Annotated in this window: 16 protein-coding genes; 11 read left to right on the forward strand and 5 right to left on the reverse strand. The window is 35.7% G+C overall.

The genetic code is table 11. The features are described 5' to 3' along the window. The 7 genes from ZA07_RS01245 (at position 1) to ZA07_RS01275 (ending at position 8,343) form a co-directional block, all read left to right on the forward strand. Positions 1–747, forward strand: a complete 747-nt coding sequence (locus tag ZA07_RS01245; protein WP_157492016.1) for a DUF6090 family protein — start codon at positions 1–3, stop codon at positions 745–747. Positions 748–857: 110 nt separating this feature from the next. Then, positions 858–1,637 (forward strand): DUF6090 family protein, encoded by a 780-nt coding sequence (locus ZA07_RS01250; RefSeq protein WP_053969917.1) that lies wholly within the window; start codon positions 858–860, stop codon positions 1,635–1,637. Positions 1,638–1,912: 275 nt separating this feature from the next. Continuing rightward, positions 1,913–3,007 carry a redox-regulated ATPase YchF gene (ychF, locus tag ZA07_RS01255; protein WP_053969918.1) on the forward strand — a complete coding sequence of 365 codons (1,095 nt, stop codon included), beginning with the start codon at positions 1,913–1,915 and terminating at the stop codon, positions 3,005–3,007. Between the two features lie 140 nt (positions 3,008–3,147). Beyond that, on the forward strand, positions 3,148–5,007 hold the full coding sequence (locus tag ZA07_RS01260) for a DNA topoisomerase IV subunit B (RefSeq protein ID WP_053969919.1): 1,860 nt from the start codon (positions 3,148–3,150) through the stop codon (positions 5,005–5,007). After that, a complete protein-coding gene (locus ZA07_RS01265) occupies positions 5,004–5,498 on the forward strand; it encodes a hypothetical protein (protein WP_053969920.1) in 495 nt (164 codons plus the stop codon). The genes ZA07_RS01260 and ZA07_RS01265 overlap by 4 nt, the downstream gene beginning before the upstream one ends. Next, entirely contained in the window at positions 5,479–5,664 is a 186-nt protein-coding gene (locus tag ZA07_RS01270) for a hypothetical protein (protein WP_053969921.1), read from the forward strand. The genes ZA07_RS01265 and ZA07_RS01270 overlap by 20 nt, the downstream gene beginning before the upstream one ends. Positions 5,665–5,688: 24 nt before the next feature. Further along, positions 5,689–8,343 carry a DNA gyrase/topoisomerase IV subunit A gene (locus tag ZA07_RS01275; RefSeq protein WP_053969922.1) on the forward strand — a complete coding sequence of 885 codons (2,655 nt, stop codon included), beginning with the start codon at positions 5,689–5,691 and terminating at the stop codon, positions 8,341–8,343. On the opposite strand, the gene ZA07_RS01280 is transcribed toward ZA07_RS01275, so the two are convergent. Both ZA07_RS01280 and ZA07_RS01285 read right to left on the reverse strand, forming a co-directional pair. After that, positions 8,330–9,136 carry a TerC family protein gene (locus ZA07_RS01280; protein ID WP_053969923.1) on the reverse strand — a complete coding sequence of 269 codons (807 nt, stop codon included), beginning with the start codon at positions 9,134–9,136 and terminating at the stop codon, positions 8,330–8,332. The two genes, ZA07_RS01275 and ZA07_RS01280, sit on opposite strands and share 14 nt — an antisense overlap. A gap of 1 nt (position 9,137) precedes the next feature. Next, complete coding sequence (locus ZA07_RS01285; protein WP_053969924.1) at positions 9,138–9,524, reverse strand: hypothetical protein; 387 nt, start codon at positions 9,522–9,524, stop codon at positions 9,138–9,140. Between the two features lie 167 nt (positions 9,525–9,691). Here ZA07_RS01285 and ZA07_RS01290 point away from each other — a divergent pair, with 167 nt between their 5' ends. Genes ZA07_RS01290 through ZA07_RS01300 form a run of 3 tightly spaced genes read left to right on the forward strand, consistent with a single transcriptional unit; the run spans position 9,692 to position 15,288 of the window. Then, positions 9,692–12,613 (forward strand): glycoside hydrolase family 3 N-terminal domain-containing protein, encoded by a 2,922-nt coding sequence (locus tag ZA07_RS01290; RefSeq protein WP_053969925.1) that lies wholly within the window; start codon positions 9,692–9,694, stop codon positions 12,611–12,613. A 3-nt stretch (positions 12,614–12,616) separates the two neighbouring features. Next, the gene (gene bshA, locus ZA07_RS01295; RefSeq protein ID WP_053969926.1) at positions 12,617–13,756 is read left to right on the forward strand and encodes an N-acetyl-alpha-D-glucosaminyl L-malate synthase BshA; all 1,140 of its coding nucleotides are present in this window, start codon (positions 12,617–12,619) and stop codon (positions 13,754–13,756) included. A gap of 8 nt (positions 13,757–13,764) precedes the next feature. Continuing rightward, positions 13,765–15,288 carry a GH3 auxin-responsive promoter family protein gene (locus ZA07_RS01300; RefSeq protein ID WP_053969927.1) on the forward strand — a complete coding sequence of 508 codons (1,524 nt, stop codon included), beginning with the start codon at positions 13,765–13,767 and terminating at the stop codon, positions 15,286–15,288. Here ZA07_RS01300 and ZA07_RS01305 read toward each other — a convergent pair. Both ZA07_RS01305 and ZA07_RS01310 read right to left on the reverse strand, forming a co-directional pair. Continuing rightward, on the reverse strand, positions 15,282–15,869 hold the full coding sequence (locus ZA07_RS01305) for a hypothetical protein (RefSeq protein ID WP_053970006.1): 588 nt from the start codon (positions 15,867–15,869) through the stop codon (positions 15,282–15,284). The two genes, ZA07_RS01300 and ZA07_RS01305, sit on opposite strands and share 7 nt — an antisense overlap. A gap of 82 nt (positions 15,870–15,951) precedes the next feature. After that, positions 15,952–16,467, reverse strand: a complete 516-nt coding sequence (locus ZA07_RS01310) for a hypothetical protein (protein WP_053969928.1) — start codon at positions 16,465–16,467, stop codon at positions 15,952–15,954. 141 nt (positions 16,468–16,608) lie between these two features. Between ZA07_RS01310 and ZA07_RS01315 the strand changes: the two genes are divergently transcribed. Continuing rightward, positions 16,609–19,518: an FAD-binding and (Fe-S)-binding domain-containing protein gene (locus ZA07_RS01315; protein ID WP_053969929.1), complete on the forward strand. Its 2,910-nt coding sequence runs from the start codon at positions 16,609–16,611 to the stop codon at positions 19,516–19,518. Here the strand turns inward: ZA07_RS01315 and ZA07_RS01320 are convergent. Beyond that, a complete protein-coding gene (locus ZA07_RS01320; RefSeq protein ID WP_053969930.1) occupies positions 19,510–20,364 on the reverse strand; it encodes a UDP-2,3-diacylglucosamine diphosphatase in 855 nt (284 codons plus the stop codon). The two genes, ZA07_RS01315 and ZA07_RS01320, sit on opposite strands and share 9 nt — an antisense overlap. Positions 20,365–20,486 lie beyond the last annotated feature (122 nt).

Below are 20,486 nucleotides of genomic sequence, written 5' to 3' on the forward strand. Positions count from 1 at the left end.
ATGATAAAGCTCTTTAGAAACATACGTCAAAAGCTTGCTGCAGAAAACAAATTTATGGCCTATTCCAGGTATGCCATAGGTGAAATAGTGCTTGTTGTGATTGGGATTCTCATTGCCTTAAGTATCAATAACTGGAATTCTCAAAAGAAATTACGAGGAGAGGAATTGAACATGCTCAACGAAATAAAATTAAACCTCAAAACCTGTAAGGAGGAGCTACAATATACTTTAAAAAGCAACAAACAATTTGAAAACAACTATATACTGTTACTAGAACATATTGAAGGCAAACGCCCCTATAAACCCGAACTAGACACTATTTTTTCACAAGTGCATGCCTGGCAATCTCCCTATTTAACCTACTCAGCTTATGAAACATTGAAGTCTAAAGGTGCCGACATTATCCAAAACGATTCGTTAAGAATTCAAATTATCAACATTTACGAAAGTGCCTTTACTTACTTATCCAAAGACTGGGATCAGTCTGAATGGCGTGATAGCCAGTCTGTGGTTGTGCCCTATTTTGTAAAACATTTTGCTCGGGATATTGATTCCCTTAAAGCAAAACCTATAGATTATGATGCCCTTATTGCAGATCCTGAGTTCGCAAATATCCTTAGAAAGCTAATTACTAACAGGAAATGGGGAAATAATGCTTGTGAAGGGATTAGTAATTACTTAGATACTGTTGTAGCAAATATTGACAAAGAACTGGAGACCAGAGGATTTAAAAGTGATACCCAATGAACGGCATTGACATTGTTATCGTTTTTGCAGTTATCCTATTTGCCAGATTGGGCTTAGGTTAATTAGTAAGTATTTTGAAATGAAAAAGAGTGATAAAAAGGAAGAAGAGCATGATTAAATTCTTTAGTACTATCAGGAAAAGACTTCTTGGTGAAGGCAAAACCACCAACTATCTAAAATACGCTATTGGCGAAATTGTACTCGTCGTTATTGGTATTTTGATTGCACTTCAAATAAACAATTGGAATGAACATAGAAAAGAACTTCGAAAAGAATCGGCAATTGTAAAAGAACTGTACAAAGAATTGCAGCAAAACTTAAAAGTAACCACGAAACACAAGGAACAAATTGAAAAAATAAACCAAGAAGTACTTTTCCTACTTAATATAAGTGATGATTCGCTAAAGTCATTAACCAACAAGGAGCTAAACCAACATATTTTTAAATCTTCTAAAATTATAGGTTTCACACCAATTAATCAAAAATTGAATAGAATATTGGGTATTGAAAATTTTGGTTTTAGTCATTCTAAAACGCTTCTAAACGAATTTCAGGATTACAATAATTCCATAAAAGATATTTCTGCAATGAACTTATCGGCTGTTGATGTATTTAGAAATAAGTTAGTTCCATTTTTAAGCAATAACGTTAGCATAAAAAATTTGATGCATGAAATTTACCCTAACAAAATTTCCAAAAGTGACAATTATGTTGATCTTAGACCCATTATTAAATCTTTGGCATTTGAAAATCTGTATGCCGATTTTTTTGCTAGCTACGCTTCTTATATTTTCACTTTAGAGCATAATATTGATTTAATCGATGACTTGATAAAACATATCGAAAAAGCCTACCCAACAGTTATCTCAACCAAAAACACTGGTTCATGATTAAATTTTTCAGGAACATTCGGAAATAGCTTATCAATGAAGGTAAAACTTCCAGATATTATTGAGTCATTAATTCAAAATTTAGAAAAGTAGGCATCATAAACCATTTCAATATTTGATTAGGGTTACGAATCTCAAGTAAAGTTTGAGTATTTTAACTTAATTGTAAAATACCGTTTACCAGCGTCTATATGTTTCCATACACATATTGAAAAAACCGTAAAAACAACCAAACAAAATCCCTACATTTGCACCCGTAAAAAACGTCATAATACATGAAAGCAGGAATTGTAGGATTACCTAATGTTGGAAAATCAACCTTATTCAATTGTTTGTCCAATGCTAAAGCACAAAGTGCCAACTTCCCATTTTGTACCATTGAACCTAATATAGGGGTGGTAAATGTACCCGATCCAAGATTGCGTAAACTGGAAGAATTGGTTAAACCAGAACGTGTTATTCCTGCAACAGTGGAGATTGTTGATATTGCAGGTTTGGTAAAGGGAGCAAGTAAAGGAGAAGGATTGGGAAATCAATTCTTAGCAAATATTCGTGAGACGGATGCCATACTTCATGTGTTGCGTTGTTTTGACAACGAAAACATTGTTCATGTGGATGGCAACGTGAATCCTATTAGGGATAAGGAAACCATTGATATGGAGCTGCAATTGAAGGATCTTGAAACAGTAGACAAAAAGCTTGAAAAAGTTAAACGTGCGGCTAGAACTGGAAATAAAGAAGCTCAAGCTGAAGAGGCTGTGTTGTTAAAGATCAAGGAGGGATTGGAATCTGGCATTTCTGTTAGAGCATTGGAATTTGGAGAAGATGAGTATGAGGACTATGTAAAACCAAGTCAGTTCATTACAGATAAACCTGTTTTATATGTGTGTAATGTAGATGAAGGATCAGCAGTTTCAGGTAATACTTATGTGGAACAGGTTAGAGAAGCTGTGAAGAATGAAAATGCCGAAATTCTTGTGTTAGCTGTAGGTACAGAAGCTGATATTAACGAATTGGAAGATTTTGATGAGCGCCAGATGTTTTTACAGGACATCGGGTTGGATGAACCAGGTTCTTCTAAGTTAATTCGTTCAGCTTATAAGCTATTGAACCAACAAACTTATTTTACTGCAGGAGTGAAGGAAGTTAGAGCATGGACCGTATCCATTGGTGCAACAGCGCCACAAGCAGCAGGAGTGATTCATACTGATTTTGAAAAAGGTTTTATTCGTGCTGAAGTCATAGGTTATGATGATTATGTATCTTTTGGTAGTGAGGCTAAAGTTAAAGAAGCAGGTAAAATGCGCGTTGAAGGAAAAAATTACATTGTAAAAGATGGCGATGTCATGCACTTCTTGTTTAACGTTTAGAAATTAAAATATAAATATTACAGGCCCATGTTATTAACGACATGGGCCTTTTTATTGTTAATTACTTTACATCATCCAGGTTTCATTTTTTATGGGGTTATATTATATTAGCAACGATTCACTAACTTTTGCTCGTTTCTATGCCTGAAAATACCCAATATACCGAAGATAATATTCGTTCACTCGATTGGAAGGAACATATCCGTATGCGTCCCGGTATGTATATCGGAAAATTAGGTGATGGTTCCTCGCAGGATGATGGGATTTACATCTTGGTTAAAGAGGTGCTTGACAATTCCATTGACGAATATGTCATGGGATCTGGAAAGACCATCGAAATATCTATTCAAGGCAACAAAGTGATTGTACGAGATTACGGAAGAGGAATCCCCTTAGGTAAGGTGGTCGATGTGGTTTCAAAAATGAACACCGGTGGAAAATATGACACCCGAGCATTTAAAAAATCAGTAGGATTAAATGGGGTAGGTACCAAAGCCGTTAACGCCCTTTCTACTTATTTTAGAGTAGAATCAACCAGGGATGGTAAATCGGCTTCTGCCGAATTTGAGCAAGGGGAATTAATGAATGAGGAAACACTTGATGAAACCTCTAGAAGACGCGGTACCAAGGTGTCTTTTATTCCCGATGAAACCATTTTTAAAAATTACAAATTCAGGAATGAATACGTAGAGCGTATGTTGAAAAACTACGTGTATTTGAATCCCGGTTTGACGATTGTTTTTAATGGTGAAAAATTCTACAGTGAAAATGGACTAAAAGACTTACTGGAAGAAAACATCAATGATTCTGATAAGATTTATCCAATCATTCACCTCAAAGGGGATGATATAGAAGTAGCCTTAACACACCATAAAACCCAGTATAGTGAGGAATATCATTCATTTGTCAATGGTCAAAACACCACTCAGGGAGGAACGCATTTAGCGGCGTTTCGTGAAGCATTGGTAAAAACGGTTAGAGAATTCTACGGAAAGAATTTTGACGCAGCCGATATTAGAAAATCGGTCGTTTCTGCTATTTCCATTAAAGTTATGGAGCCCGTTTTTGAAAGTCAGACCAAAACCAAGTTGGGATCAACCGACATGGGAGGAAAATTGCCAACGGTAAGAACTTATGTCAACGACTTTTTAAAGACCCATTTGGATAACTTTCTCCATAAAAATCCAGAAACGGCAGATAAACTGCAACGTAAAATACTTCAGGCTGAACGGGAGCGAAAGGAACTTTCAGGAATCAGAAAATTAGCAAAAGAGCGTGCTAAAAAGGCCAGTCTTCACAATAAAAAATTAAGAGATTGTCGGGTACATTTTGGTGACCTAAAGAATGATAGAAGACTGGAAACTACTTTGTTTATTACCGAGGGAGATTCTGCATCAGGAAGTATAACCAAATCTCGAGATGTGAACACTCAAGCCGTGTTTAGTTTAAGAGGGAAACCCTTAAACTCTTATGGGATGAGTAAAAAGATTGTTTATGAAAATGAAGAATTTAATTTGCTCCAGGCTGCTTTAAACATAGAAGAATCCATGGAGGATTTAAGGTACAATAACATTGTTATTGCTACGGATGCCGATGTGGATGGCATGCACATTAGATTACTATTGATTACCTTCTTTTTACAGTTCTTTCCAGAACTTATTAAAGAAGGGCATTTATATATTTTGCAAACACCATTATTCAGAGTAAGAAATAAAAAGAAAACCTATTACTGTTATACAGAACAAGAACGTGTTGATGCTATTGAGGAACTAAAACCTAAACCAGAAATCACTCGATTTAAAGGGCTTGGTGAAATATCCCCAGATGAGTTTAAGAACTTCATTGGAGAAGATATTCGTTTGGATCCTGTTATGTTAGATAAGGATATGTCCATTGAAGAGCTTTTGGCTTTCTATATGGGCAAGAATACGCCAGACCGCCAAGATTTCATTATAAATAATTTGAAAGTGGAGTTGGATGTAGTGGAGGAGAAGGCATGAGAACCAACAATGCTAAAGTGAGGAATGTTATTGTTTCTGTATATTTTATACTGATTGTTGCAGGCATTCTTCTCACTGTAGTTTTTAAAGCATTTAGTGATTTGTCAAAGAATCCTTTGGTTACCTCTTTGGTAATAACGGTGGTTTTTAGCCTTATTTTCTTTTTGTTTCATTTCATTTCAAAATATTTTGAATACGACAGTGATGGTATGAAGGTTGTAATAACAAACAAAGGATTGCTATTGGCAGATCATTTTAATTATCGGGAAAAAACCGTAGATTTTGATAAACGCCAATTAGCAGGATTTAAGTTCAGAAATTTTATATTTTATAAAACCTTGGTTGTTTATTTAAAAAGTGATCGCGGCAACCATAAATCGGAAAGTTTTAATGTGACTTTAGTCGCAAGAAAAAAACGGAAATATATCAAGCAATCTTTAAGCAAGATTATTAAACTTAACGCTAAAGCCCTTGAATCAGAAAAAAATTAAAATATTTATTGTTTTTGCCACCTTTGTTTTGGCAGCGGTATATATCAGTCGAATAAATTTTGATGATTTGGGTTGGGATGAAAATTCCACGCAATATATCGGCATTACCGCTATGTTGTTGGTAGGGATTGGCAACCTTATTCCGTTAATAAAAAAGAAAAACTAACTTACAGAAATATCAATACAATTAATGAGCGAAGAAAACGATGATTTGCTGAATGAGCCCAATGACAATCAAGAAACCATCACCAAAGTTACTGGGATGTATAAAGATTGGTTTTTGGATTATGCTTCCTATGTCATTTTAGAACGGGCTGTACCAGCTATTGAAGATGGTTTTAAGCCTGTTCAACGCAGGATCATGCATTCCATGAAGGACTTAGATGATGGACGTTACAACAAGGTAGCTAATATCGTGGGGCACACCATGCAATACCACCCTCATGGGGACGCCAGTATTGCAGACGCTATGGTTCAGATTGGTCAAAAGGATTTATTGATAGACACCCAAGGTAACTGGGGGAATATTTTAACTGGAGACAGTGCAGCAGCTTCCAGATATATTGAAGCACGCCTTTCCAAATTTGCCCTAGAAGTTATTTACAATCCAAAAATCACAGAATGGCAGGCTTCGTATGATGGTCGAAGAAGGGAACCCATTAATTTGCCTGTGATGTTCCCTTTGCTATTAGCTCAAGGCGCAGAAGGTATAGCCGTTGGTTTATCCACTAGGGTATTGCCGCATAATTTTTTGGAATTGATTGATGCTTCCATTAAACATTTAAAAGGCAAACGATTTACCATTTTTCCAGATTTCCCAACCGGAGGAATTGCTGATATGGGAGATTACAAGGATGGAAATCGCGGTGGAAAAGTAAGGGTGAGAGCTCGTATTTCGCAATACGACAAAAATACCTTGGTCATCACTGAAATTCCTTTTGGAACCACAACATCAAGTCTTATTGATTCCATCCTTAAGGCCAATGACAAAGGGAAGATCAAGATTAAGAAAATAGAAGACAATACAGCAGCTCAAGTAGAGATTTTGGTGCATTTGCCAGCTGGTATTTCACCAGATAAAACCATAGATGCCCTTTATGCCTTTACCAATTGTGAGATGTCTATTTCTCCGTTAGGTTGTGTTATTGAAGATAATAGGCCTTTGTTTATTGGAGTTTCTGAAATGTTACGTCGCTCTACCGATAACACAGTGCAATTGCTAAAAAGCGATTTGGAAGTCCAGTTAAGTGAACTGGAAGAACAATGGCATTTTGCATCATTGGAGCGTATTTTTATTGAAAATAGGATATACCGAAATATAGAAGAGGAAGAAACCTGGGAAGGCGTTATAAAGGCTATTGACGATGGTTTAAAACCTCACATTACCCATTTAAAAAGGTCAGTAACTGAAGAGGATATCGTTAGGCTAACCGAAATCCGAATTAAAAGAATTTCCAAATTTGACATTGATAAGGCACAACAAAAAATTGAAGCTTTGGAAGGTCAAATTGCTGAAGTTAAACACCATCTAGAACATTTAATCGATTATGCAATTGCCTATTTCAACCGATTAAAAACTAAATATGGTGAAGGGAAAGAGAGAAAGACCGAAATACGAGTGTTTGATGACGTTGACGCTACCAAGGTAGTCATAAGAAATACCAAGCTTTACGTCAATAGAGAGGAAGGTTTCATAGGGACATCACTAAAACGTGATGAGTATGTGTGTGATTGTAGTGATATAGATGACATCATTGTTTTTACCAAGGAAGGAAAAATGATGGTCACCAAAGTGGACTCTAAAACCTTTGTAGGGAAAGATATTATTCATGTAGCTGTCTTCAAGAAAAAAGACAAACGTACTATTTACAACATGATTTATCGTGATGGCAAAAGCGGGCCTACTTACATCAAACGTTTTGCTGTGACTAGTATCACAAGGGATCGGGAGTATGATTTAACCAATGGCAATAAAAACTCAATGGTTTGGTATTTTTCTGCCAATCCGAATGGAGAGGCCGAAGTTGTCACTATATTCTTAAGACAAGTTGGAAGTATTAAGAAATTGAAATGGGACATGGATTTTGCCGAAATCCTTATAAAAGGAAGGAATTCCAAGGGTAATTTAGTTTCTAAATATGCGGTTAAACGCATAGACCTTAAAGAAAAGGGTGTTTCAACTTTAAAACCAAGAAAGATTTGGTTTGATGACACCGTACAAAGACTTAATGTGGATGGAAGAGGGGATTTACTAGGTGAATTTAGAGGGGAAGACCGCATATTGGTAGTTACCCAATCTGGACTAGTAAAAACCATTATCCCTGAAATGACAGCTCACTTTGAGGATGACATGATTGTGATTGAAAAATGGCTACCTAACAAACCCCTTTCTGTTATCTATTATAATGGCGAACGCGAACTTTATTACGTTAAACGCTTTTTGATCGAAAATGAAGGTAAGGAAGAGAGCTTTTTGCCAGACCACCCAGAGACTAAATTAGAGATTGTTTCGACTGATTGGCGTCCATTGGCAGATATAGAATTTACTAAAGAACGAGGAAAAGACAGAAAACCAAACTTAGAATTAGATCTTGAAGAATTTATTTCAATAAAGGGAATTAATGCCATTGGAAATCAACTTACTAAAGAAAAAATAAATCAAGTAAGCTTATTAGAGCCTTTGCCTTATGAAGCTCCAGAGGAGGTTCACGCTGATGATCTTGAAGTCATTGATGAAGAGGAAGTGAATAATTCAGAAACAGGTACAGCTAGTAATACCAACAACTCTGTAAATTCAGAAAGTGATTCGGATGCAGATGAGGAGGGGCAAACTAGTCTTTTCTAGGATTGGATTTGGATTTCTTTTGAATTCTAAAGTTGATAAATTCCACCAATAGCGAAAAGGCTATGGCAAAATAAAGATATCCCTTAGGTATAGCTCCCACTTCCTGGTCAAAGAATGTTGTATGGGAAAGATGTGCGGCTTCGGTAATCAGCATAAAACCTATCAATATCAAGAAAGCCATCGCAAGAACCTGCATGCTAGGATGATTATCAATGAATTTTCTAATGGGATTAGCAAATGCTATCATGATGAAGATGGAAATCATCACAGCTATAATCATTAGGATTAAGGCGTAATTGTGATTGGGATGAATGCCATTGGTCATTCCCACTGCTGTTAAAATAGAGTCGATGGAAAAGATAAAATCGATTAATAGGATTTGTGTTATGGCTTGTTTTAGCGAATTAACTTTCTTTTCTTTTAATTCTGAAGTATCCTGTTCAGGAGATTCAACTTTTTCTTTTATCTCTGAGGTACTCTTATAAATCAAAAATAGGCCTCCCACAAAAAGAATAATGGCTTGCCAGCTAACTCCCATATGTAACCATTCCAAATCAAGGGTGTAAAAAGACTCTTTTAAACCTATTAAAAACGAAACACAAAAAAGAAGAATAATTCGCTGAACCATTGCTAAAATAAGTCCAATATTGGTTGCTTTAGCTCTTTGGTTTTCTGGTAATTTATTGGCTGTTATTGAAATAAACACGATATTATCAATACCTAAAACTATCTCAAGAAAGGTCAAGGTCAATAACGCTATAATGGCATCTCCAGAAAACAAGAATTCCCACATATTATTCTATTTTAAAGGCTACTCCACGCTGTTTCTGTCTTTCTCCTACATAAGAATACTCAAAGGTGTAGCTGCTATCGGTGGTTGTCAAAATTTTTAGGTGGATATCCTTTCTTTCTGCCATATTTTTGGGGTTGATGGTTTTAAAAACAACTTCACAATCATTAATCCACCTGACATTGGAAGAGTCTATCTTATTATCGTAGGTTTCCACCTGAAGTGTTTTGGTTCTAGTAAATTCAGATTTGAAAGTTTTTCCATTTAGAATAATCTCACTTCTAAATGTGCCAATTTGAAAATCGGAGCAATTCCTTTCCGTTTCATAACAACCTGATAAGGTTATCAATAACAAAAGAAGGGAAGAGTAATAATAATGTTGTTTAATCATTTACCAAAAATAGCAAATTTCGGTATCTATGTGAATATTGATTCCTTGAAAATCCGTTAACTATTTTCTTTATAAATCTATCTTAAAGTTTTTTTAACTTCTTTTGATTTATGCTATTTTGCAGTGAAATAAGTTTTGAACTTTACCTTAAGAAATTTCCGTTTTTTATGCGATCTATATCCCATCTACTATTTGTAGTCTTTTTGTTTTCACATACTGTTTTTTCCCAAACCAAATCGCCTCTTTTAACACAAGATGCAAAGGCACAACAAACATGGGTAGATAGTGTTTATCAACAGATGACTTTAGATGAAAAGATAGGCCAATTGTTTATGGTGCAAGCATTCTCAAATAAAGGGGAGGCTCATGAAAAAATGATAATCAACCAAGTTAAGAATTTACATATTGGCGGTATCATTTTTTCAACAGGCGACCCAAAAAGTCAAGCCGTTTTTAACAATAAATTACAGGCAACAGCCAAATTACCTTTGCTTATAGGTATGGATGCTGAATGGGGTTTGAGCATGCGATTAAAAGAAACTTATGCCTTTCCTTGGAATATGACACTTGGGGCGATAGAAGATAATACTTTGGTCAAATTGACTGGTCGCCACATTGGGGAACATTGTAAACGCTTAGGGGTACATTTCAATTTTGCTCCCGTTGTTGATATTAACACCAACCCCAAAAACCCCATTATTGGAAATCGATCATTTGGTGAGGATCGTGACAATGTAACAACCAAGGCACTCGCCTTTATGCAAGGAATGCAAAGTGCTGGAGTGCTAGCCAATGCAAAGCACTTTCCAGGCCATGGCGACACAGAAACAGATTCCCATAAAACGTTGCCGAGTATTAGTTTTTCTGAAAAACGAATTGATTCGGTAGAATTATACCCTTACAAAAGACTAATCAAAGAAGGTTTAGCCAGCGTTATGGTTGCCCACCTAAATGTACCTTCGTTAGAGCCTCGGGATGGTTACCCATCTTCCATATCGCACAATATTGTTACAAACATTCTAAAAAATAGATTAGGGTTTGAAGGTTTGATATTTACTGATGCTTTAGGAATGAAAGGTGCTTCTAATTTCAGTAGTCCAGGTGATGTAGATTTAGCAGCATTCTTGGCAGGAAATGATGTGCTTTTAATGTCTGAGGATGTCGGGAAAGCAGTGGAGAAAATTAAAGAAGCTTTAAATCAGAAAACAATTACCGAAGAACGTTTGGCTTACTCTGTAAAGAAAATTTTAATGGCCAAGTATAAAGTAGGGTTAAATCATTTTAAGCCTGTTGAATTGGAGCATTTGAATGAAGATTTAAATCGATTAGAAGATGATCTTTTGTCTGAAGAATTATTTGAAAATGCGATTACTGTAGTTAAAAATAAAGCAGATCTTTTACCATTAAGACAGTTAGAAACCAAATCTGTAGCCTACGTCCCAATGGGTGAGGAGTCAGGTTCAGATTTTTTAAAGGAACTACAAAAATATACCAAGGTTCATGAAATTAAATCAGACAATTTAGATGATTTAATCACCAAGTTATCTGGCTATAATACGGTGATTATAGGATTTCATAGATCTAATGATACGCCATGGAAAAGTTACAAATTCACAGACAAAGAATTGGTTTGGCTGTATGAGATTGCTAGAACTAATAGAGTGATTCTCGATATTTTCGTTAAACCATACGCACTTTTAGACTTATCTACTATTGAGAATATCGAGAGTATAGTGGTAAGCTATCAAAATAGTAGGATTGCTCAAAAAAAATCAGCCCAACTTATCTTTGGATCCGTCGGGGCAAAAGGACATTTACCAGTATCAGTTGGAAATGGTCTAAACGTAGGAACCGGTATTGAGTACAACGACATTCTAAATTTAAGTTATGGTTTACCAGAGCGTGTTGGAATGAGTTCTGAAAAATTGGAGAAAATAGATTCCTTAGCTCAGTACGCTATTGACAATAAAATGACGCCTGGAATTCAAGTGCTTATTGCCAGAAAGGGAAAGGTGATTTACAATAAAAATTTCGGGAATCACACCTATGCGACCGATTCAAAAACAGTGGCTTTTGATGATGTATATGATGTAGCTTCGTTAACCAAAATTTTAGGAACTTTACCCCTTATTATGGAACTCGTGGAAAAGGGTGTCATAACCTTAGATACCAAACTTTCCAAGTTACTTCCTGAATATGAAGATTCAAACAAAGCTAACATCACCATTAAACAAATGCTATCGCATTATGCCCGTTTAAAACCTTGGATTCCGTTTTATTACGCCACCTTAGATCCTGACACAAAGCGTCCTAGTTCTAAATATTATTCAACTAAGTTTTCTAAAGGATTTACCGTAAAAGTGGCTAATGAGCTTTATATGAGAACGGATTACAAAGACAGCATACAAGGAATTATAAAAGACACAGAACTATTAAACCGTTTGAAATATAGGTATAGTGATTTGCCATATTATATACTCAAGAAGTATTTAGAAACCTACTACGATAAAGGGTTAGATGAATTGGTACAGGATCATTTTTATCAATCTTTGGGAGCCAATAACACTACTTACAATCCAAGTATCAAGTTTAGTTCCAAAAAAATAATCCCTACAGAAGTAGATGACTACTACCGCTATCAAGAGGTGCACGGGTTTGTCCATGACATGGGAGCTGCTATGGAAGGTGGTGTTGGTGGACATGCTGGAATATTCAGTAATGCCAATGATGTAGCCAAAATCATGCAGATGTATCTTCAAAAAGGATTTTATGGAGGGAAACGTTATTTTAAACCAGAAACAATTGATAAATTTAATACCTGTTACTATTGTGATGATGATAATAGAAGAGGAATTGGATTTGACAAACCTCAATTGGGAGATGAGGGTCCAACTTGCGGCTGTATTTCAATGACCAGTTTTGGTCACTCAGGATTTACCGGTACTTATGCTTGGGCAGATCCAGAGGAAGAAATTGTATATGTGTTCTTAGCAAATAGAACCTACCCAAAAGCAGATCAAAATCTGCTATTGAGAGCTAATATTAGAACTGACATTCAACGCTTCATATACGAAGCTATAGAAGATTAATTAATGAATATAGGTATTGTATGCTATCCAACTTTTGGAGGCAGTGGCGTAGTAGCTACAGAATTAGGAATTGAATTATCCAAACGCGGACATGAAGTCCACTTTATTACATACAAACAACCCGTAAGGCTTGAATTATTAGGCAACAATGTACATTTCCATGAAGTTAATGTACCACAGTACCCCTTGTTTCATTATCAGCCATATGAACTGGCTTTGTCCAGTAAGTTAGTAGACATGGTCAAGCTCCATGGTATTGATATTCTTCATGTGCATTATGCCATTCCACATGCCTATGCCGCATATATGGCAAAAAAAATGTTAATGGAAGAAAATATTTATGTGCCTATAGTTACAACGTTACATGGCACAGATATCACCCTAGTAGGGAGTCATCCCTTTTATAAACCAGCCGTTACTTTCAGCATCAACAAATCGGATGCTGTAACTTGTGTTTCTGAAAGTTTAAAAGAAGACACCTTGCGTTTGTTTGATATTAAAAATGACATACAGGTTGTAACCAATTTTATTGATATTGATAAGGAACGTCATGCCTTCACTGATTGCCAAAGAGCAATGATGGCAAGGGATAATGAAAAAATAATTACCCATGTGAGTAACCTAAGAAAGGTGAAGCGAATCACGGATGTTATTCAAGTTTTTTTTCGAATTCAGAAAGAAATTCCAGCACGTCTAATGTTGGTTGGAGAAGGCCCTGAAAAGGAAAATGCCGAAAATTTGGCAGATCAATTGGGTATTGGCCCTAAAGTGGTCTTTTTAGGAAATAGCAATGAAGTAGACCGCATTTTAGGCTATTCCGATTTGTTCCTTTTGCCTTCAGAAACTGAAAGTTTTGGTTTGGCCGCCTTGGAAGCTATGGCAGCTGGAGTACCTGTTATTTCAAGTAATTCTGGAGGAATTCCAGAGGTTAACAAGCATGGATATTCTGGTTTTTTAAGTAATGTGGGGGATGTAGATGACATGGCCAAACATGCGCTTACCATCTTGAAAGACCAAAAGACACTGGATAAATTTAAACATCAAGCTGAAATGCAAGCTAGTCAATTTGATATTCACAAAATCGTCCCTCAATATGAGGCGATCTATGAGGAAACCCTGTCAAAATGTATGCTTTTAAAATAATTTAATTTATGGCGATACTTGGTAATATTATAAAAGGAGTAATTGATTTAAAAGATACTTTTTCTTCAGAAACTAATCACGTCGAGGAGCAAAAAAAAGTTCTGAAAAACTTACTTGAAAAAGCCAAGGACACCGACTTTGGTCAAGTATATAATTTTGATTCCATTTTGGATTCTGAAGATCCAGGCACATCCTTTACCAAAATACCCTATCATGATTATAATAAAATCAATGATGAATGGTGGCATAAGCTCCAAGAAGGTGTCGAGAATGTAACATGGCCCGGGAATCCAGAATATTTTGCGTTGAGTTCTGGAACTACGGGAAAAGAAAGCAAACGTATTCCTGTTACAAATGAGATGATAGAAGCCATTAGGTCTGGAGGCGTTAAACAAGTTTTTGCTCTGACCAATTTTGATTTACCTCCTGACTTTTTTGAAAAGGAAATCATGATGCTGGGAAGCTCTACCGACTTAAGGGAGCGAAAGGAACATTTGGAAGGTGAAATTAGTGGTATTAGCGCTAGCAACATTCCTTTTTGGTTTAGAGGGTATTACAAACCCGGAGAAGATATTGCCAAAATAGATAATTGGGACGAGCGTGTCCAAACTATTGCAGAACGTGCTGCAGATTGGGATATTGGTGCTTTAAGTGGTATTCCTTCTTGGATGGAATTAATGATGGAAAAAGTTATTTCACATAACAAGTTGAATAATATTCATGAAATTTGGCCCAATCTGCAGGTTTATACCTCTGGAGGAGTTGCATTTAAGCCATATGAAAAAAGTTTTAATGACTTATTAGGAAAACCCATAACAGTCATAGATACTTATTTGGCTTCAGAAGGGTTTATTGCGTGTCAAACAAGACCTGAGACTCAATCTATGGAATTGATTACAGATAATGGTATTTATTTTGAATTTGTTCCGTTTGAACCTGAGTACATTCAGCAAGACGGTTCGCTTACAGAAGATGCACCTTCCATAACCTTGGCTGATGTTGAAAATGATAAGGAATACGTCTTAATTATTAGTACCGTAAGTGGGGCATGGAGGTACATCATTGGAGACACCATTGCCTTTACAGATAAAGATCGTGCAGAAATTAAAATTACGGGGCGTACCAAATTCTTTCTGAATACAGTGGGGTCTCAGCTTTCTGTCAACAAAATGGATGATGCCATGAGGCATTTGGAAGAAGTTTTTTCTGCAAAAATTCCAGAATATACAATTTGTGCCAAACGAGAAGCAGACGAAGAATTTTATCATTGCTGGTATTTGGGATGTGATATTTCTTCTGAAAAAGCTCAAGACGTTTCTGAGAAATTAGATGCTTTTTTAAAGGATGCCAACAAAAATTATAAAGTAGCTAGGAGCAAAGCTTTAAAAGGTGTTAAGGTGACTTTGATTTCACCAGAAAGGTTTTACGATTGGAATGAAAGAAACAAGAAAAAGGGAGGACAAGTTAAGATGGAACGTGTTATGAATGAGGAAAAGTTTAAGACTTGGGAAGAATTTATAGCTGATTATTGATCTCTCTCAGCAACCAAAACCATGATTTCCTCAGGGGATAAATAATATTTTTTGATCCTATTCTTATAAGTTTGATTTATTTCGGCGTGATTTAAAATGAAATTTTTAGTTTTTAAAATATAATATTCCATTCCGTGGTTTACGGCATACGTATCTGCCATCCTTTCGGCTTCTTTGATGTAGTTTTCAGAAGTGATATATTTTAATCCAAACCAAAGGAGATCCCATTTCGATCGATTTTGATAATCGACTATATGGCCTAATTCATGTCCAATCCAACCAATCAAGACCTCTTTTGGCACTTGAGTAGTCATAAATTCTTTACCTGAAATTTTAAATCTTCGGCTTATTAAAATAACATATTCTCGCTGTTCACGGTCCTTAAACATGCTCCCAAAAGTTGGTCTGGCCTGCATGGTAGACTTTTTGATATGTTCTTTAAATTTAATTTGAATTTTAATATCCTTTAAGGAAGGATAATAGGATAGCGCTTTTTCAACTTCACTCTTAATTGGGTCAGGTGCAGTAATATGGGCATGCATAGTTAATGGAATCAGAATAAAAATAAAAAGATATTTCATATTAACATGGTAATAAAAAAAATGTAAATATGAAAATAAAAATGCACCTCTTACGGGTGCATTCCTATAAAATATTATTGGTTTAGAATTGATATCTAACACCTAGTCCTACATCAAAATCTAGGTCGTTATTATCATAATAACTATCCCCAAATCCTAGTTCTGGTCTTAAGTCTAATGACAGTTGAAGCGGGAAATCAAATGAATATTCAATACCCACCGTACCTGCTAAGATGATAAATGCATCTTTGTCATCATGATCATAGAAATTCGGATGGTTATAATAATGGTCGTGATCAAAACTATAAGCTGCAAATCCAGCACCTGGACCAGCATACCAATTAAAACCTCCATCTATATTCCAAACCCATTGGTACAAACCTATTAATTTCACACCGTCATAATGATTTCCAGTTCTCCAACCCAAATCAAATTCTAAACGATTGTTATCACCGATGGCACGTTGGTAGGAAACTTCGGCACCAAACCCATTACTGTCTCCAAGACGGAGTCCGATGGCATTTTTAGAAATTTCCTGAGCTTGAGTGTAACTTGTATAAGCAACAAAGGCTAATGCAATTAAAATTAGTTTTTTCATAAAATTCGATTAAATGTTTAATGTCAAAATTAAATTATTAAACAATAATTGTGTTAAAAAAAGTGAGAATGTTTTGTTAATATTCGTTAAGTAGTCTTAATTTTAAACAATGTAAAAACGCTGAAAGGCCAGTTATATTCTATGATAAAAGAGTATTTAATAAATCATTTGAAGGGAGAGTACTTTGAGGACAGCTTAATGAAAGCCCTATATGCAACAGATGCTTCTGTTTATAGAAAAATACCTTTAGGGGTAGCATACCCTTTGGAAACGAATGACCTACAAATTTTAATAGAGACTGCTAAAACCTATAAAACGTCGTTAATTCCAAGGACTGCTGGAACCTCTTTGGCGGGACAATGTGTGGGGGAAGGTATTGTGGTTGATGTCTCAAAACATTTCACAAAAATCCTTGATCTTGATCTTCAAAAAAAGCAGGTCACTGTACAGCCAGGTGTGGTAAGAGATACTCTCAATTTATATTTAAAGCCTTATGGTTTGTTTTTCGGCCCCAATACTTCTACTTCTAACAGATGTATGATTGGAGGCATGGTAGGTAATAACTCTTCAGGCACTACTTCCATACAATATGGTGTAACTAGAGATAAGGTCATAAGATTAAAAACCCTTTTGAGTGATGGTTCTGAAGTTACTTTTGAATCTTTATCACCTTCAGAATTTCAAGAAAAATTAAAATTAGAAACATTAGAAGGTGAAATATACAGAACGATTCATTCGGAGTTATCCAATCCTGAAAACCAAACTAGAATAATAGCAGAATTTCCAAAACCTCAGATACATCGAAGAAATACAGGCTACGCCATTGATAAGCTTCTAAAATCGAATGTTTATACCGAAGAAGGTGACATGTTTAACATGTGTAAATTACTCGCTGGTAGTGAAGGCACCCTGGCTTTTACAACTGAAATTACCTTGCAACTTGATGACATACCTCCCAAGGAAAGCGTTATGATTGCCTGCCACTTCAATAGCATTTCTGATTGTCTTAATGCTGTGGCACCTTTAATGAGTCAGAATCTCCACACCTGTGAGATGATGGATAAAACCATTCTCGATTTAACCAAACACAATAAGACACAGCAGGAAAATAGACGTTTCATAGTTGGAGACCCCATGGCTATTCTAATGTGTGAACTCCGAGCCACTTCTAAGGAGTCATTGGAACTTCAAACAAAGGAATTATTAGACCTCATTGATGCACAAGGAATAAGTTATGCTCATCCTATTCTGCAAGGAGAAAATATAGATAAAGCCTTGGAATTGCGAAAAGCCGGATTGGGATTGTTGGGGAACATGGTAGGTGATAAAAAATCTGCTGCATGTATTGAAGATACAGCCGTTGCTTTGGAAGATTTATCAAGTTATATTGAAAGTTTCACTAAATTAATGGACGGATTTGGCCAGAAAGCTATCTATTATGCCCATGCTGGTGCGGGAGAATTACATCTTAGACCCATTTTGAATCTAAAGAAAAAAGAAGATGTTGTCCTTTTTAGGGAAATCACTACGGCTGTTGCCAAATTGGTTAAGAGCTACCAAGGCTCAATGAGCGGCGAACATGGTGATGGTATTGTGAGAGCTGAATTTATACCCCTTATGATTGGCGAATTAAATTATGGCATTTTAAAGAGAATTAAATCAGCGTTTGATCCAAATCACATTTTTAATCCTGGTAAAATAGTGGATGCCTATCCAATGGATGCCTCGTTAAGATATGAAGCGGATAGGGTAGAACCCGAAATCAAAACCATTTTGAATTTCGAAACTTCTCAAGGCATATTACGTGAAACTGAAAAATGTAATGGTTCTGGAGATTGCAGAAAACCACAGGAATTTGGTGGGGTGATGTGTCCTAGTTATCGCGCCACCAGAAATGAAAAGGATACGACTAGAGCTAGGGCTAATGCTTTACGAGAGTTTTTAACCCAATCAGAGCAATCAAATAGATTTGACCATCAAGAACTAAAAGATGTATTTGACCTTTGTCTCAGCTGTAAAGCTTGTACTAGCGAATGCCCGAGCAGTGTAGATGTAGCCAGTTTAAAAGCCGAGGTTTTATACCAATACCACCAGCAAAGTGGATGGTCCCTGCGGGATAAGGTATTTGCTCGCAATAACCAATTTAACCAGTTTGGAAGTTTATTTCCTAGGATGACCAATTGGATGTTTTCTAATACAATTACCTCTAATTTTATTAAATCAAGCTTAGGAGTAGCTAGAGAACGAACACTTCCTAAAATATCAACTAAAAGTTTATATAGGTGGTTTCAAATAAATAAAAATAAGATAGTTACAGAAAATTATATTAAAGAAATTTATCTGTTCAACGATGAATTCACGAACCACTTAGATACTTCCATTGGGATAGACGCTATAACCGTTTTAACTCGTTTGGGATACAAAGTGAACATGCTTCAAAATGAAGAATCAGGACGAGCCATGATTTCAAAAGGATTTTTAAAAGAAGCTAAAAATCTGGCTAACAGAAATATTTTGTTATATAAAAATTTGGTTAGTGAAGAGAAGCCATTGGTGGGTATTGAGCCCTCAGCCATTTTAAGTTTTAGGGATGACTATTTAAGACTTGCAGATGATTTGGATACCGCAAAGACCTTGGCAAAACATACTTTTTTATTGGAAGAATTTCTAAGTAATGAGATAGCTATTGGTAACATTAGTCCCAACCAATTTACCAAGGAATCCAAAACTATCAAATTTCATGGGCACTGTCACCAAAAGGCCTTAAGCAATCAAATTCACTCTTTTAAAATTCTTAATCTTCCAGAGAATTACAAAGTCACCATTATCAATAGCGGGTGTTGTGGTATGGCCGGAAGTTTTGGATATGAGAAGGAACACTATGAAACTAGCATGAAAGTAGGAGAGAATTCATTGTTTCCAACTATTAGAAGAAGTGATGAGCAGGTGGTTATTGCCGCAAATGGCACAAGTTGTAGGCATCAAATTAAAGACGGAACTCAAAGGGAAGCAAAACACCCCATAAGCATTTTAAAAGATGCCTTAATCTGATTTTTTATCTTTTTTAGGGTTTTCAACAACTGTAATAGCGGCAATTAAATCTGAGAACTCCATTTCTTTGACATCTTCATCCATGAAAAATGGCGTTAATTTGTCATGATTGTAGTTATAAATTTTCCAACGTTTAAATTGATATTCTAAAGCAGTAAAATTTTCAACCCAATCACCAGAATTCAAGTAAGTAGTCTTTCCAATTTTATTCTCCTTGACTAACATTTTAGGTTGATGAATATGTCCACATATCACATAATCATAACCATTTTCAATAGCTAAATCAGAAGCCACAGACTCAAAATCCTGAATATACTTAACCGCTCTTTTAACAGAACTCTTGATCTTTTTTGAGAGGGAGTATTTTTCTTTTCCAATATGTTCTAACCCCCAATTAACCAATCGATTTATCAATATCAGTAGGTCATAACCGTAACCTCCCAGTTTGGCAAGCCATTTAGCATTCTGAATAGAAACATCAAAAACATCACCATGGAAAAACCAAGCTTTCTTCCCATCTAGGTTCAAAACGATTTTATCAACTATGGATATATTTCCAATACTAGTCCCACTAAATTTCCGGAGCATTTCATCATGGTTTCCTGTAATATAGATGACTTCGACACCATCAGATGCAAAATCCATGATCTTTTTAATTACTTTTAAATGAGATTTTGGAAAATAACGTTTACTAAACTGCCATATATCAATAATATCACCATTAAGAATAAGTTTCTTTGGCTGAATACTGTTGAGGTAAGTGAGTAGGTGTTTGGCATGACATCCATAAGTTCCCAAGTGGACATCTGATATGACTGCTATTTCTACTTTCCGTTTAAGTTTCAAAAGGGTGTATTATTTTATGTTACAAATTACTTGGTCTAATATTAATTAATCATTATGCGTCAATTAATTAACTGTGAGTAATTTGTTAAGGAATTGTAATCTAAAAACGCTTTTTGTAGTGA

This window comes from Mangrovimonas sp. ST2L15, from assembly GCF_001280515.1.
Taxonomy (GTDB): domain Bacteria; phylum Bacteroidota; class Bacteroidia; order Flavobacteriales; family Flavobacteriaceae; genus Mangrovimonas; species Mangrovimonas futianensis.

Bases quoted from the DNA above. Each gene is read 5' to 3' on its own strand.
- ZA07_RS01245 (WP_157492016.1), top strand. From the start codon at position 1: ATGATAAAGCTCTTTAGAAACATACGTCAAAAGCTTGCTGCAGAAAAC.
- ZA07_RS01250 (WP_053969917.1), top strand. From the start codon at position 858: ATGATTAAATTCTTTAGTACTATCAGGAAAAGACTTCTTGGTGAAGGC.
- ychF (WP_053969918.1), top strand. From the start codon at position 1,913: ATGAAAGCAGGAATTGTAGGATTACCTAATGTTGGAAAATCAACCTTA.
- ZA07_RS01260 (WP_053969919.1), top strand. From the start codon at position 3,148: ATGCCTGAAAATACCCAATATACCGAAGATAATATTCGTTCACTCGAT.
- ZA07_RS01265 (WP_053969920.1), top strand. From the start codon at position 5,004: ATGAGAACCAACAATGCTAAAGTGAGGAATGTTATTGTTTCTGTATAT.
- ZA07_RS01275 (WP_053969922.1), top strand. From the start codon at position 5,689: ATGAGCGAAGAAAACGATGATTTGCTGAATGAGCCCAATGACAATCAA.
- ZA07_RS01280 (WP_053969923.1), bottom strand. From the start codon at position 9,136: ATGTGGGAATTCTTGTTTTCTGGAGATGCCATTATAGCGTTATTGACC.
- ZA07_RS01285 (WP_053969924.1), bottom strand. From the start codon at position 9,524: ATGATTAAACAACATTATTATTACTCTTCCCTTCTTTTGTTATTGATA.
- ZA07_RS01290 (WP_053969925.1), top strand. From the start codon at position 9,692: ATGCGATCTATATCCCATCTACTATTTGTAGTCTTTTTGTTTTCACAT.
- bshA (WP_053969926.1), top strand. From the start codon at position 12,617: ATGAATATAGGTATTGTATGCTATCCAACTTTTGGAGGCAGTGGCGTA.
- ZA07_RS01300 (WP_053969927.1), top strand. From the start codon at position 13,765: ATGGCGATACTTGGTAATATTATAAAAGGAGTAATTGATTTAAAAGAT.
- ZA07_RS01305 (WP_053970006.1), bottom strand. From the start codon at position 15,869: ATGAAATATCTTTTTATTTTTATTCTGATTCCATTAACTATGCATGCC.
- ZA07_RS01310 (WP_053969928.1), bottom strand. From the start codon at position 16,467: ATGAAAAAACTAATTTTAATTGCATTAGCCTTTGTTGCTTATACAAGT.
- ZA07_RS01315 (WP_053969929.1), top strand. From the start codon at position 16,609: ATGATAAAAGAGTATTTAATAAATCATTTGAAGGGAGAGTACTTTGAG.